We start from the raw sequence: 16,501 nt of genomic DNA, 5'->3' as shown, positions 1-16,501 counted from the left end.
TATAAACATGAAGATTTAAAAGATGCTATTTATTCAAAATCAAGATCTTAAACATTTGATCTCTAATTTTGAACATTTGTTTTCCAGGTAAATAAATCAAACAACCACCAAACTATTTGCTTTCATGATTTTCGAATTCTTCTCTGAACTCACTTGGCAACTTTCCATATTGCTTCTTGAAGCACTTTGCAAAGTAAGAGGTGGTATTGAAGCCCGACCGATACATTACTTCTTTGATACTCCAATCTGTTTTTTCTAAATATTGATGTGCACACATCAACCTGTATCTACGAATATAATCTCCTGCAGAAAGTCCTGTTAAATCCTTGAATTTATGATAAAGACCTGTTCTACTTATCCCCATTATTTCAACCAAAGCATCCACATTAAAATCGGAGTTCATTAGGTTTTTATCAAGGATTGAAGTGACTTCCTCCAAGAACGCTTTATCGGTAGAAATCATATCTATTGTTTTGGGACGAATTACCCTCTCATCCTCAAACGCATTGATTAAAGATGATCTGTAGGAGATAATATTATTCATTTTCTGAAGTAGAATATTCATCTTAAATGGTTTACAGATATAATCATCAGCTCCTGCTTTTAGGCCCATCACTTGACTTTGTTCGGCGGTTTTGGCGGTGAGAAAAATAAAAGGAATATGATCAAAGTTTTTATTAGAACGCAAAAGTTTAGCAAACTCTAAACCATCCATTACAGGCATCATAATATCGCTTATAATAAGGTTGGGTGTCCTGTTTTTGAGTATCTCCAATGCCTCTTTTCCATTACTTGCTTCTAGAACTTGAAAGTGGTTTATGATTCCTTCTTTTAAGAAAAACCTCATGTCTTCACTGTCTTCTACCAATAATACAACAGGTTTCTCTTTTATGCGATTTTGATTGACAAAGTTTAATTCAGAATCATGGTTTTGTACGTTTACATTTTTATGTTCTGAAGGTTTGTTTTGAATCACGGTATCTCTTGAGTAATACGCTTCATGCATAGGGATTTTCACCTCAAATTTTGCTCCTTCCATTTTATTATTATCAAATTCTATACTTCCATGATGTAACTCTACTAAACTTTTTGTCAATGAAAGACCAATCCCAGAACTATGATCACTATCTGATATTTTACCTTTTGTGGTAAAGAAACGATCGAAAAGCCTCTTCTCATTTTCCTTAGAAATTCCCGTACCACTATTCTGAACAGTAATAACACAAAAGTCTTCAACTACACTTAGCTTCAACTTCACATTCCCTCCAACTTTATTAAACTTAAAAGCATTAGAAAGTAAGTTGTAAAGCATCTTTTCTACAGCATCAGCAGAGAAAAGAAAAGCCACTGAATAGGTTGGTAATTCTACATCAAATTTGATTTGATTTTTCTTTGCCAATGGATGAAATGAGTCAATGATATTCTTGATGAATTCAATGATATCTTTTTTCTCAAATTCCAATTCGTATTTTCCACCTTCAATTTTTCTAAAATCAAGTACTTGGTTGACCAACTTCAACAACAAAGCACTGTTCTTTTTCATTAAATTATATTGATTATGCCTTTGTTGATTAGTAAGGTCCTCTTCATTTTCATCAAGGTAATCCAAAGGGCCACTAATTAAGGTCAATGGAGTTCTAAATTCGTGAGAAATATTAGTAAAAAATTGGAGTTTCATCTCTTGAATCTCTTCTTCCTTCTTTCTTTCCAGATGATCTATTAATCGGTTATTCTTCATCTCTCTACGCTTTTTCAGCCATCGAAAAAAGATAAATACAACAACAATAGAGAACAAAAAGTAGGTACCATAAGCCCAATTTGTCTTCCAAAAAACGGGAAAGATTTGAAAATTCACTTGAGCTAGTTCAGTGGACCATACACCATCATTGTTTGCTCCTCTAACTTCAAAAGTGTAGATCCCAGGTGGTAAATTGGTATAATTCACAAATCGCCTTGAAGCTGGTTCACTCAACCAATTTTCTTGATATCCCTTTAATCTATATTGATATTTATTGTTAGCCGGTGATAGATAATGTAGAGCTGAAAATTCAAACGAAACACTATTCTCATTATGATCTAATTGGATTTTTTGAGGCGAATTCAATTCATTGACCAATACTGTTTTTCCTTCTATTTTTTCACCAACTTTCACTTCTTTATTCCATAAGTGGAAAGCAGTAATTCTTACCTTTGGAGGTACATGATTGATCGTTATTTCTTTGGGATAAAAACTATTCAACCCATTTATACCTCCAAAAAACATTTTATCATCCTTTAATTGTATACATGCTTGCTCTTGGAATTCATTGGCTTGCAATCCATCACTTACATCATAGACAGCATACAAATTTTTGGTAGTATTCATTTTACACAACCCTTTATTCGTAGCTACCCATAAGTTTCCATCCTCATCTTGTAGAATTCCTTTTATAGTATTATTCGGTAATCCGTCTGATGTGGTGTATCGTCTAAAATGACCTTTGAGGCCATCTTCTAGTTTGTTTAACCCTCCACCGAAAGTACCTGCCCAAATGTGTTGACCTCTATCTTCAAAAATTGTAAGGATATAGTCATGACTGATGGAACATTTATTATTTAAGTCATGCCGGAATACTTGAAATGTTGGGATATTGAAGTATTTTTCCTCTCTCCTAATTTTCACTAAACCTTGGTCCGTTCCCACCCAAAGATTATGGTCACTATCCGTTAAAAGACTTCTGACCGTGTTTGATGGAAAATAAGGCGTTGTCTTTTTATTAAACTTTGTCAATTGATTGGTTTTGGGGTTAAACCTTAGTAATCCATCAAAATAAGTACCTAACCAAAGTATCCCATTTTCATCTTGTACTATACTAAAAACCGCTCCTTTATAGGCCTGAAAAGGCTCTATTTTAAAATCATCCCTCTCATAATTTAACCAATAAGGACCACTACCATTGGAGGTTCCAATAAACATTTTATAAGTATCATTTACTTTAAGATCTTTGACACACACCGCTGAATTTATGGGTAAGTGTTTGAAAGCAATTCTTTCCTTTTGAAGATCACCTAACGTACTAACATTGACTCCTTTTCGTGTCCCTATCAACAAATGTCCATCTTGACTTACTCCAAAAGACTTAATTGTATTATTAGAAAGTCCTTGAACATTTTGTGTTTTGTGGATATGGTGAAACTGTTCTTTACGAATGTTGTATTTATTCACGCCTCCTCCAAAAGTTCCTATCCATAGCATCCCTGTATGATCTTTACAAAGTGACCTGATACTATTAGTACTTAGACTATTACTCTCATTTACTTGATGAATAAATTCATTTTCAATACTAACTTCGAAATTTGTTAGTTTCAAAAGCTGTAATCCCTGATTTGTACCCGCCCAAAAGAGATCTCCGATATGATCCAAAAGTACTGTATAACTCTGATGATTTATTCTCTCAAAATGTTCCTGATCATATACAAAAAGACCGCTTAGAGTGGCTAATATTACTTTTTGATTTTTAATAATGATATCATAGACAGTTATTTCATCATTCAGATTTTGGATTTCGAATTGAAGTTCATTTTTCCTATTGATAAGAAAAAGACCTTTTGTGGTTCCTATGTAAAAAGATCCATTGCTATCTTTTACTATCGAATTTACCTCAAGATTATCTTTACTCTTATTGATCAATACATTTACAATAGAAGCTTTTCCAGTGTGCAGATTAAAAACAATTTTGTCGAGTCCATTTCTGGTACCCACCCAAACAGTATCTTCTTCTATCAATAGTTCCTTGATATAATCACTACTCAAATACCCTTGATGCCTTTTATCTTTGGTCGTAATTGAGGAAATTTTATTCTTTTTTTGATCAAAAACATTCAATCCTTGTCCAGTTGTACCAATCCATAGCTTCTCATTTTCATCCTCTGCAATCTTATAAATAAGATTACTATTTAAACTTATATCGCTATTTGGATTAATGCCGTAACGCTTAAAACTATAGCCATCATACCGGTTAAGACCATCATTTGTTCCAAACCAAAGAAAGCCTTTTTGGTCTTGAAGAATACACAAAACATCATTTTGACTTAATCCGTTATTGCTTGTGATTCTTTCAAAATAATTATTGGATTGTCCAGAAGAAAAAATGGGAAGAAAAGTAATAAAAAGAGTCAATAAGTATTTCATACTAAAGCAAGGATCGTTTAAAAAGTAGCATTAAATTAATGATATTTTTAAATCCATAAGCCTGCCATCAAAACAGATTCAATTGTTATAAAATCTGTCACCTGTTTTTGATTATTTTATTATCTAATCAGTCTCTTTTAAAGGATCTCTTTATATTTACTATTACGGATTATCTCTTTGAAATCATCAGTTGTCAGTATCTTTTTAATTGCTTTTTGTTTATCCTCTGCATTTTCATAAAAAGATTGACAAATCAAGAAACCCATTGTATATCCAAGATTACTAGGCCTATCTTTGATGCCCCCTCCATTGTGCATCCAATTCGATAAATCATGACTGTAAAGCTCTTTTTTTAAAGCATCCATTACAAAATCATAGTTTTTTTGATCTGATAAATAATCAAGATTTCTCTGCACTCCAGGACTTACTTTATTATTCTTAGTCAATAAAGACACTAAAAAATCACAAGATCCTTCTTCGATCAACTTCCCCAATAAGATTTCCTTTCCTTCGAAATCAGAATACGACTGTTGGAAATGCATTAATTCATGCACTAGATCAAATTTCATATTCTCAAATTCCGTAATTGTTCCCATTTGCCAATCGTTTAAATTAGTCAAAGGCATGCTATCTGATTTTGCAAACATATCTACTCCTATATACAAACTTGATTCTGTTAGGGTACCAGAACCATTGATCAGATCAGGAACAATATAAGTCTTTGGGAAAACGGCTTTTGGATAAAGTGTTGCAAACTTTCGCATCATCTCTGTAGATTCTTCTGCTACTTGATGTAGCATTTGGGAAGTAATATATTTCCTTAGATACAGGTAATAGTCAGGATTTCTTTTGATCATCACGTTGTACATATTATCCACATTTTCATAGCGAATATGGTAATAGTCTTTTAGAGCATTTGAACCCTCGCATATATAATTAGTAAGGTAAATTTTAGCATTTAATGTATCATCAAGGGCTTTATTAAAGTAGTTCCAGAAACGATCTACTGGAGCGGTGACAATTTCAAAATTTTGAACTTCTGTATTTCGTTTTTCAATCTGTTTTAAAAGTTGATCTACTTCCTCTCTGAGAGGACTTTTTTTAGTATTTTCCTCTATCCCTACCTTCTCTAGAATATATGGATTATTTAAACCGTATTGAATCGATTTCTTTATAGCAATAAGTGATGAATCTGCTAAATTAGCCTCTCCATATTGCCAAGCTGCATAGACAAAAAGCTCACTGGATTGATTTTGTAATCCTGTATTAAAGTATAAATTTGCTGCTTTTGCATTCGCTCCAACAGACCTTAACGAATCACATTTCAATCCTATCTCACCAATATCAAGGAGCTTACAGGTTGGAGTAGTTTGGGGTTGACAACTCATTAAAAAGAGTAATAAGAGAATTGGAAAAGAATATTTCATCATAGAGCATCTGCTTTCAATACTAATTTCAAGGAGAATTTAAGCAAAAAAAACCTCATCACCAATCGGCAATGAGGTTAACACAATAATCACAATATTTAAAAAGTGAAACCAAGTTTAGTATAGAAATAAGCTCCATTGAATCCCATTTGAACAGCATCATGATAACCACCTGATTCGGTAGCTAAAGGATCTTGTTTTGTTGGGTAAACATTGAAAATGTTATTTCCACCTAATGTCCAGTTCACTTTTGGACTAACAGCATAAGTAATAGCGATGTCTGTTGTCACCCTTGGGGCGTAATGATCAACTTCTCCATCCCAGTTCATCAACTCTACTTCAGAGTATCTGTTGAGACGAATCATTGATGATAATTTTTTATAGTTATGGCTTAAAGAAAAATTGAATTTACTTCTCGGAGCTGATGCTAATAAGAACATCTGCTCTCTTTCACCAAAATAAATATCTTCTTTCCCTTCTAATTTTTCATTTGTATTGATTTCTCCCAATTCCATATGGTTAAAGTTACCCGCTACGGAAGCCATGAAATTATGTAAGTCCATCTGATATGTATAAGCTAATACAACATCAACACCATAAGTTCTTGTATCCAAAGCATTGGTAAAAAACTGTGCTGCACCTACATTCAATTCTTTCAAATCGTCTCCAATATCTGGATCATCATCTGTAAATGCACCTGTCAATACAATTCGATCGTCAATTGCTACATAATAGCCATCCACCGTTAAAGATAGACCTTCCATTGGGTTTAATGTAAAACCTAAACTTGCGTTCAACGCTTTCTCTTGTGATAATTCAGGAATACCTAAAGCCTTTGCTAATTCACTGTCGTTTGGCGCAATTACTTTATCAATTGTCACTCCACCCTCTACATCTGTAAATGTTGAACTATAGTGCTTTTGAGCCAATGAAGGCGCTCTAAAACCTGTACTTACTGAACCTCTCATAGCAAAGGCTGGAGAAAATTCATATCTTGTTGCAATTTTACCATTCAATGTTGAGCCAAAATCACTGTAGTTTTCATAACGACCAGCGATAGCTACCATCCATTTTTCAGTAATATCAGTTTCAATATCCAAGTATAAAGCAACGTTTGTTCTGTGAGCATTCACTTCATTTTCAGGTCTGAAACCTGGGAAACCTTGAGATCCACCCGGTGCACCTTCTGGAGCTCCACCAGTACCGCCTGGATATTGAGCATAGGAATCATATTCGCCAGCACCAATACCGTAAGTGTCAATTCTAAATTCAGAACCAAATGCGATGTTCATTCCTTCTAAAATTCCATCGTAATATTTTGAAACATCAACACCTGTTACATTTTGAGATAAGTAATGTTTACCTGCATAAAAACTTGTAGGTGACAACATTCCCATTGATGCATTCACTGTATTGTTCAATGAATACTTGAATTCGTTGTGACCGAAAGTGTTGTTAAAATCAATTTTCCAGTCTTTATAATTTGTTTTCACACCAGCACTGATGGAGAAGTCAGTAATGTCTGAAATAATATTTGGATCGAATCCATCAGGGAAAATTCCTGGAACATTTCTGTCATCATCTGCTGTACGTGTCCATGCATAAGATTCACCATGACGGTAATTGGCTCCACCAAAGGCATAAATTTCTGTATTTTCTGACAATGGTAAACCCGCGTTAAAGAATGCTCCACCACTTTGGGCCAAAGCATCACCAACATAATTTCTAAATACTTCTTGATCTTCAGGTACTCTGTTAGTTCTATCTCTGAATTGATATTGACCTGTAAGGTTCAAATATCCACCATCGTTACCTAATTTTGTTCCATAGTTTACGTCCATATTCGCAGTCGCTCCATCTCCCTCTGAAGTCACACCTGCTCCAATATTGACATTTACACCTTCACTGTTTTTCTTTAATACAATATTGATCACACCCGCAATAGCATCTGAACCGTATTGAGCCGAAGCTCCATCTCTAAGAATCTCGATTCTTTCGATTGCAGCCATAGGAATAGCGTTAAGGTCAGTACCTGTATTACCTCTTCCTCTTGTACCGTAAATATTGACTAATGAAGATTGATGTCTTCTTTTACCATTAATTAAAACTAATGTTTGGTCAGGACCTAAGCCTCTTAAAGTTGCAGGGTCAACGTGGTCCGCTCCATCTGCCCCTGACTGACGGTTCGCATTGAATGAAGGTGCTACGTATTGTAATAATTGGTTCATGTCCAATTGTCCAGTTGCCGCTGTCACTTCTTCTAAATTAATGACATCAATAGCCACTGGCGTTTCAGTAACCGTTCTATTTTGGCTTCTTGAACCAACAATTTCAATGGCCTCCAATTCTGTCGCATCTTCTTTCAAGATCACTTTCACATTTTGAGTAGCCACAATTTCTTGTTCCTGAAAGCCCATCAAACGAACTATTAAAGTAGCATTTTCTTTCACTTCAATTTGAAACTGTCCTTCAAAATCAGCTGCTGTACCGTGTGAAGGATTTGATTTCTCATATATTACAGCTCCAGGCAACGGATCTCCATTTTGATCATTGATAATACCTGAGATTAGTGTAGTCTGAGCATTTAAGCTCGTGAAAGATATGAGTAGTAATAAAAATAAATTAGGTAAGATTTGTTTCATGTAATTATTGTACTTTTCTTCTTTTCTCTGTTTGAGATGAATCAAAGTTGTAGGGATTAAGATCACAAAAACAAATCATGAACATTGTTATGGGATGTATTATATTTTATTAATAATATTCCCATGATTGTTAGTTTTAGATAAAAGAGCATTGTTCAAAATTTAACACTACTACTTAAGTGTTAAATTTTGAACATCGAATTTATATTAAAATAGTACAGTAAAGTCTTTATATAATTGTACTATTTCAAGATATTAATTACTTTTTGATGCTATAAATGATGTTGTCCATGCAGCTTGAAAATTAAAACCACCTGTAATTCCGTCAATATCCATGATCTCACCTGCAAAATGTAAGTTCTTTACTTTCTTACTTTCCATCGTTTTCACATCAATATCAGAAAGACTAATTCCTCCACAAGTCACAAACTCCTCTTTAAACTTCGTCTGACCTATCACATCATATTGATCAGAAAGTAGGAAATTGATCAGCTTATTCAGTTCTTTTTTACTAAGATCTAACCAAAGTTTGGTTTCAGGTACTTCAATCCTTTGCAGACAATAATCCCATAACCTTTGAGGAAGCTGGAAAGGGTTCTTATTTTTAATCTGCTTTTTCTTTAAAACCTCTTTCTGTTCGTAGATATATTGTCTTAATTCTTCCTCGGTATAATTGTTCAGCCACGATACAAGAATTGAAAATTGATAATTTTTATCGGATAATATTCTAGCTCCCCAAGCCGAAGTTCTTAATACAACAGGTCCACTTATTCCCCAGTGTGTGATCAATAATGGTCCTTCTTCTACCAGTTTTTTCTCACCAATTACTCTTATCTTAGCATTAGGAACAGATAAACCCATTAAAGCAGTGAGTGGTTTATGATTGATCTTAAAGGTAAATAATGAAGGTACTGGACTTTCAACTTTATGCCCTAATGATTTAAGCCAATTGAAACCTTCTATCTTAGGTTGTCCTCCGGTACAAACAATCACTTTATCAAAAACCTCTTGTTGTCCATCAATCTCTAAACCAATGCTCTCCTCTTCTAAAGTTGTAAGGCTTTGCACCGTAGTGCTGTATCTTAATTGAATACCTAATCGTCTTACCTCATTCATCAAACAATCAATGATAGTCTGAGAATCGTCCGTATCAGGAAACATTCGTCCATCCTCTTCCGCCTTGATCTTTACTCCTCTATCTTCAAACCATTTTACAGTGTCTTGACTATTAAAATGGCCAAATGCTTTTTTAAGGAATTTCTCACCTCTTGGATAATGTTTCGATAAGGGAACCGGCTGATAAATCACATTCGTGACATTACACCTTCCCCCACCAGATATTTTTACTTTTCCTAATACCTTACTTGTTTTCTCAATAATATGTACTTCAGCTTCTGGATTATTTTCCGCCGAATGTATGGCTGCAAAAAATCCTGCAGCACCTCCTCCTATAACTCCTATTTTCATTTTTCTCAATTTTGAGCAAAGGTAACTAATTCGATCAACTACAAAAAAAGCGAAGCCGGTGAAGACTTCGCTCTTTGATTACTTTATTTATGCTATAAGTAAACTTATTTCTTTGTTTCGTTGTAAACAATCAACCCCACTGCTGCAAAAAGAAGCAATAGTGTGATGTAACTTGCTATTTTAGAAATCAAACCACCAACTACAAATGAATTAGGGTCAAAATCAAAAGTGATTTCATGTTTTCCAGCAGGAATATGAATACCTCTTAAAATATAATTTGTACATACGATATCTACAGGTTCCCCATCAATTTTGGCTACCCATCCTGCAGGGTACCACACTTCAGAGAATACTGCAAAACCACCGTTTTTACTTTCTGCTGTATATTTCAAGCGTCTTTGATTAAATGAAGTCAATTTAATATTATCTCCTTCATTATAGCTTGTAGCAATATTGGCATTTGGATATTTGTTGACGTCTACAATTGCTTGGAAACTTGGGTTAATTGTCGATAAAGTTTCCATTTCTTCATCTGCAGAATTTACTTTTATTACCTTATCTACAAACCAAGCATTTCCTAAAGCATTAGGGTTTCTGAATACTGCTTGAGCAGATGGCCCTAAAATAGCATATTTCATGTTCAACATATTCAATGCAGGAGTAGCCTTTACGGATAAAGTATCTCCTTTTTGAATACCATTCGCTAAAACTTGCATTTCTCTTGAAATGGCTCTTTCAATTAGATCTTGATACCTTCTTAATTTTATTGCTGAATAACCTCCGATTGATTTGTGGAAATAAGAGGTAGTTGATTCATTAAAAGAATTTGTTGTCAAATTAAGTACTCTGTAATTAGGGTCTTTGTCCTTTAAGATCTCCTTATCTGCGGCATTTGCGGCATGGAATGTTTTGTTGGTTTTCTTTTGGAAAGAGGCTTCGTTGACATAGCGTTTAGCTACTACCCAAACATCTCCTAAAGTCAATACACCCAATACAACAATCACCAACGAAGTGCTCAATTTCTTCTTTGAAAAAGCGAAAATTGCTCCTAAGCCCGCTAATAAGAAGAAAATAGAACGCATTACATCTGCCCTCATCAATGAAATTCTTTCTTCATCTAAAGCATTCGTAAACTGACGAATCATATTTTGATCATTCAAACCAAACATTTGTTGGAAAATCGCAGCATCTCTTGGACCACTAACATCCATCATTCCTGCACCAATCCACATCAAAATCAAAAGACCCAGTGTAGTCCCACCTGCTTTTAGAAATGCTTTTTGTGTTTTTTCATTCCAACCTTCTTCAATTACCTTACTCAAACCAAGTGCAGCACCTAATGCCATCACAATACAGCCTACACCCAACGCCATCGCAGGTGTTCTGAACTTGTTCATTCCTGGAAGAATATCAAACAAAGTGTAATTGAACCACTGCAAATGTTTACCCCAAGCAAACATCAACGTAATTAATGTACCTCCAATTAACCAAGATCTTTGTCTTGCATCCAGTACAAATAATCCTAAGATAAAGAAGAAAGATATTAATACACCTTGATAAATTGGACCACCTGTATAAGGTTGTTCTCCAAAATAAAGAGGTAATTTAAAATTCGGGTTTTGAACAATATTTTTAGCTTGTTGTCTACCTGCTACTTTTTCTAATTGTTTTGCCAAAGGACCATCTTCAGAAACTCTTTCTTGGCTACTTCCACCAAAGAAGTTAGGTGCTAGTAAAGTCAAAGATTCCATTTTACCTTCACTCCAGCTAAAAGCGTAATCTTTATCTAAACCTTCTTCTGTATGATTGTTCTCCTGTCCTGGTAATGCCGATAGTTCTTTTTGACCACGGATAGAATAAGTAGCATATTCTTGAGTAGTCCACACTCTCCAAAGCTGAGTTGATGCTCCTAAACTTGCTGCTAAAATACCGATTGGAACAACTTTCATCAAGAAAGTGTTGAGCTCTCCATTTTTGAAAGCAAAGTACAATTCAGATAAGCCGTAAATCAATACCACAAAACATAAATAATAAGTAATTTGGTAGTGACCCGCTCTTAATTCTAAAGCAACAGAAGATGCCATCAACGCCCCTCCAAGAAGGAATTTACGATCAAATATTAATCGCATAGATCCTAAAATCAGTCCTCCGTAACCAATAGCCCATAGTTTTGTAACGTGTCCAGCTTCTAAAGAAGTAATATAAAATGTATTCAGAGAGAATGCTGCTGCTATGAAAGCCGCTACCCACGGGTTCACTCTAAAACACATCAATCCAATCCAAACTCCTAACATCAAAAGCATCACCGTCATTGGTGTTTCAAAGCTGTCATACATAAACAACATTGATAATGAATACAGGAAGTGGGTTGGATCTCCTTTTAAACTTGAAGTCAACAACTCAGGCATTCCTGAAAACATGGCTGAATTCCAAAGTGGCGATTCACCTGTTTTCTCTGCTTCTACTTGAGAAGCATGTGACATACCCTCAAAATGGACTAAATCGCTCTGTTGTAGTGATTTGTTATCAAAAAACTCGGGACTAAAATAGATCACCGTTAGGATAAAAAATACTGGAATGACAAGTAACCAGCTGTATTTTTTAAGATTTCCTTTGCTCATAATCGACGTATATTCCAGAACTCTATGGTTCTAAATTGTTTGTAATCTTTTATTTATTAAAGTTTTTAAAGCTTCACCTCTTGCCTTCAAGTTGAACGTTTCGGTGATATCTTTTCTAATTTGCTTCCTTTCAAATACCGGCGGATGGTCCACCCATTGTTGTATACCTTCTGCCAATGCATCTACTCCTATCTCTGAAATAATTATACCATTTGTATCATTTATTATTTCTTTCATCCCTCCATTGCTAAAAGACATGACAGGAGTACCACAATATAAGCTTTCCAACATCACATTAGGCATATTATCTTCCAGGCTAGGCAAGATAAATAAATCTGAAGCACTATAAGCCATTGACATTTCTTTTTCTGACTTCAGTACACCTGTTGTAAAAACATTTTCGGCGTCAAAGATAGACTTATCATAGTTACCGACCACCAAAATGGAAATATTCTCACTAAATTTCACTTTTTTTAGAGCCTCAATCAACAAAGTAGCGCCTTTTCTTCTATTCGAAATTCTTTCACTGACAAAAAGAAGGACTCTACCGTGTTCTGGTAAATTAAATAATGTCCTTGCCACTGACTGTTCATGATATTTCATCCTTTGAGGATCCAAACCATAAAACATTTTGTGATGAGGAAATGCTCCCAACAATTCACTTTTTTGAGATAGATCAATCATCCATTGTGAAGGTGCTAATACTTCTATATCTTTCCCAGCATACGCTTTTCTTTTGATTTCTTTGAAGAGACTTTCAAGTTTTTCATATTGAATGAAGCGTTCTACATCTTCAGAATAATGGAAACCACCATGAAAGTGATTCATATCGTGGAGATACAAGTAAACGGGTTTATCAATCTTTTCAAAAAAAGTAGAATAATCCAAAAAATTACTGACCCATTGAATAATTACCACGTCAGCCTCTTTTACATCTTCATGTTTATGAACATGATACAAAGACATAGGTGATGAAAACCCTTCACAATCCGGCTCTGCCTTGTAGGTATTAGGTAAAATTTTAATCATCTTCCAAAGTGTAGAGACTTTTCTAAACCACACGGAAGTGTTAAAAGCCTTTACGCCCTCATTATCCAAGGTATAGTCTCTGGTAATGACCTTTGAATCAACACCATTTTCCAATAAGCTTTTATGCATACGGATGGTTGCGTTGCCGGCTCCTCCATTAGGATATGTGCTGATATGGACGATTTTCATAAAAAGAATAAGGTTTATCTCTATATTTGTGCACAAATATGGTCACAAAAAAGGCATTATAAAACGTAATCTGAAAAATATACCTAAATAAGTATACTGGTGAAGATAAAAGAGATAATTAGAGGTTGGTATCAGAAAGAAGGTGTAAGTTCAATTTTGAAAAATATTAATTGGCTTGTACTGGACCGAATCATTCGAATGGTTGGAGGGTTATTGATCAATGCTTGGGTGAGTAGATACCTTGGACCTAAAAACATTGGTATTTGGGATTTTTCTGTATCTGTCACTAGCTTTTTCCTTATTTTTTCATCCCTAGGAATTGAAAGGGTTGCCATAAAAAACTTTGTAGAGGTTTCTCATGAAGAAAATATCAAAAATTTCTCTACACTTCTCTCTCTTAGAATAATAATATCCATCGTTTCATTTCTTGGCGCAGGGTTTTTATTACAATATTATGCTGAAAACGATATTGAGAAGATAGTCATTGGTTGGTTGGTAGCAAGTAGTATTCTAATTCAAGTAACTGAAGTAATAACGTTTGATTTCCAGGCCAATTTACTCTCCAAGTTCACCGTAATATCAAAAACCACTGGGTTTATTCTAGCTTCTTTAGTTAAAGTATATCTCATCATTTACAACTATGAGCTTACGTATTTTATTGGGGCTTTTTTATTAGAGTTGTTTGTGGGTTCCCTATTACTCCTTTACCATTATTTTAAACTTAGAAAACCAGTCTATTTTTCTTTCTCAAAACAGTTATTTCAAGAATATCTTCATTCCTTCCTCCCTTTATTATTATCAGCATTTGCCTACACGGTTTATACTCAGATAGACCAAGTGATGATTGGAAGAATGATTGGTGATGAGGCTTTAGGAGTTTATAGTAGAGCCGTAAAATTATTTATGATCTCTACAGCTATTTATACTATCCTTGGAAGTTCATTATTTCCAGAACTTACAAAACAATGGAAGAAGGGGATTAATTCTTTAAATTCTTCGTATGAACGTATCTCTTCAATGCTAACCGGAATTAGTTATGTTGGTGTCTTTTTCACCTGGATTTTAGCTGATTTGGTGATTGACATTTTATATGGAGAAGCATTTGCAGGAGCCGCACTAAACCTCAAAATATTGATGATAAGTGCAATTTTTCAATACAATGGAGGCATGAGAGGAAACTACCTTATCTTGACGAACAAAAGGAACATTATCATGATCAGCAGCTTTTGTTCAATGGGACTCAATGTGCTTTTGAATTATTTACTGATTCCTAAATATGGAACAAATGGTGCTGCTTTTGCCTCCGTTTTCACGGTCTTCTTTACCGCCTTTGTATTGAACTTTTTCTTTAAAAAGACAATCGTAATCGGATTGGCTCAATTGCGTTCTTTCTTTATGATTTACTTTATTAGAAAAGTCTTTAAAAGAAACTAAGGTTTAAAGCTAACGAAATCACACATTTCCGAAATGCAATTTTCATCTTAACTAAAATTACACTTTTCAATTCTTTTTTTTCACTACTTTTACCACGTTTTTTTAGGAAGAGAAATCACTAAATACATTGTAAAATAAGCTTTCGAATATTTATGGCATTTAGAAATCAGGAGATTTCTGATGATCTGTAGGGCACGAATGACGCTATCGCTTAACATTCGCGCCAGTGGTCTTTCTACTCAATTCGTTTAGTAGTTCTAACTCCGGCATTGAAGGGAAAAGCGTCAAGAATTTCATGTATTGAGCCGTTAAGAATGATTTTGCTGTTTAAGCGCAGCGAGTTTAAAATCATTGAGGCGAAAGGAATGGAATTTAGCTTTTGCGTTCAAAGCCTTGAATTTTTTGCTTCTTTTTATTTCAAGACAAAAATGAAGAAGAAGGAAGTTTGAAAGTAGATACTATAATTACTTATAGAAAGGTCGACTGAAAGTTGATGATAATTTAGTTTACAATGTACTTAATGATCTATATATTTTAATAATACTAATGTCATATTCCCCTATCATATTATTTGTCTATAATAGAGCTTGGCACGCCGAACAAGTATTAATGGCTATTCATAAAAATCCTGAGTTTCAGGATTCGCCTTTCTATATTTTTTGTGATGGGCCAAGAAATGATGCTTCTCAAGAGGAATTACAAGCGATTAAGGCGACAAGAGATATTGTTAAAAATCAAAGATATTGGTCTAAACAAACGCAAGTAATTGAAAGTGATCAGAATAAAGGGCTTGCGGCTTCGATTATTGAAGGAGTTTCAAAAGTGATCGAGCAGCATGGGCAAGCGATCATTTTGGAAGATGACATTGTCACTTCTCAAGGATTTCTAAAATTTATGAATGAAGCCTTGGAACTATATAGAGAAGATGATCATGTAATGCATATTAATGCCTATCTTCCGAAATCCCCTTTTCAAAAGAATAACTTTACTGCTACTTCATTTTACTCGACACATATGTCGTGCTGGGGATGGGCAACTTGGAAAACTTCCTGGAAATTATTTAATGCTGATACAGAGTCTTTAATTAAGAACCTAAACAATCAAAAATTAGAAAAAACATTAGACCTCAATGGGTATTTCCATGGCACTAAGCAATTGGTTCAAAATTTAAATGGGGAAATTAAAACTTGGGCGATCAAATGGGGAGCAAGTATCCTTTTAAATAAAGGTATTTGTTTAAACACTTCTCAATCATTGGTTAATAATATTGGAATGGACGGTAGTGGTGTCAATAGCGGAAAGTTATTTTGGGATCCATTCAAAACAGAAGTCACCAACGAAATATCAATTTCTAAATTAGATAATGAAGATATCGAGGAAGGAAATCGATACTTTATGAAGTTTTATAGATATGTCAATGTCAAAGGATTTAGGAGAAGACTGATTAAATTTTATTTCTATTTCTTCAAATCCAATTCATAAAAAAAGAGTAGCTCAAAAATCATTCATTGAGCTACTCTT

Annotated in this window: 8 protein-coding genes; 2 read left to right on the top strand and 6 right to left on the bottom strand. The window is 34.4% G+C overall.

Annotated features, from left to right (window positions below):
* Nucleotides 1–112: 112 nt before the first annotated feature.
* The 6 genes from IC221_RS07975 to IC221_RS07950 all read right to left on the bottom strand — a co-directional run bounded on the left by IC221_RS07975 (nucleotide 113) and on the right by IC221_RS07950 (nucleotide 13,546).
* Entirely contained in the window at nucleotides 113–4,171 is a 4,059-nt protein-coding gene (locus IC221_RS07975; RefSeq protein WP_188168452.1) for a hybrid sensor histidine kinase/response regulator transcription factor, read from the bottom strand.
* Nucleotides 4,172–4,308: 137 nt separating this feature from the next.
* On the bottom strand, nucleotides 4,309–5,559 hold the full coding sequence (locus IC221_RS07970) for a hypothetical protein (RefSeq protein WP_188168451.1): 1,251 nt from the start codon (nucleotides 5,557–5,559) through the stop codon (nucleotides 4,309–4,311).
* A 137-nt stretch (nucleotides 5,560–5,696) separates the two neighbouring features.
* Nucleotides 5,697–8,240: a TonB-dependent receptor gene (locus IC221_RS07965; RefSeq protein WP_188168450.1), complete on the bottom strand. Its 2,544-nt coding sequence runs from the start codon at nucleotides 8,238–8,240 to the stop codon at nucleotides 5,697–5,699.
* 255 nt (nucleotides 8,241–8,495) lie between these two features.
* Complete coding sequence (locus tag IC221_RS07960) at nucleotides 8,496–9,707, bottom strand: NAD(P)/FAD-dependent oxidoreductase (RefSeq protein ID WP_188168449.1); 1,212 nt, start codon at nucleotides 9,705–9,707, stop codon at nucleotides 8,496–8,498.
* 104 nt (nucleotides 9,708–9,811) lie between these two features.
* Nucleotides 9,812–12,328 carry a YfhO family protein gene (locus IC221_RS07955; RefSeq protein ID WP_188168448.1) on the bottom strand — a complete coding sequence of 839 codons (2,517 nt, stop codon included), beginning with the start codon at nucleotides 12,326–12,328 and terminating at the stop codon, nucleotides 9,812–9,814.
* A 30-nt stretch (nucleotides 12,329–12,358) separates the two neighbouring features.
* Nucleotides 12,359–13,546: a glycosyltransferase gene (locus IC221_RS07950; RefSeq protein ID WP_188168447.1), complete on the bottom strand. Its 1,188-nt coding sequence runs from the start codon at nucleotides 13,544–13,546 to the stop codon at nucleotides 12,359–12,361.
* 99 nt (nucleotides 13,547–13,645) lie between these two features.
* Here IC221_RS07950 and IC221_RS07945 point away from each other — a divergent pair, with 99 nt between their 5' ends.
* Entirely contained in the window at nucleotides 13,646–14,980 is a 1,335-nt protein-coding gene (locus IC221_RS07945) for a flippase (protein WP_188168446.1), read from the top strand.
* A 546-nt stretch (nucleotides 14,981–15,526) separates the two neighbouring features.
* Entirely contained in the window at nucleotides 15,527–16,462 is a 936-nt protein-coding gene (locus IC221_RS07940) for an FkbM family methyltransferase (RefSeq protein WP_188168445.1), read from the top strand.
* The last annotated feature ends 39 nt before the right edge of the window (nucleotides 16,463–16,501 follow it).

It is taken from the genome of Flammeovirga sp. EKP202 (assembly GCF_014534745.1).
In the GTDB taxonomy this organism is placed as follows: domain Bacteria; phylum Bacteroidota; class Bacteroidia; order Cytophagales; family Flammeovirgaceae; genus Flammeovirga.
Note: the sequence above shows the minus strand (reverse complement) of the source record. Positions and strands in the feature narration are given on the sequence as shown.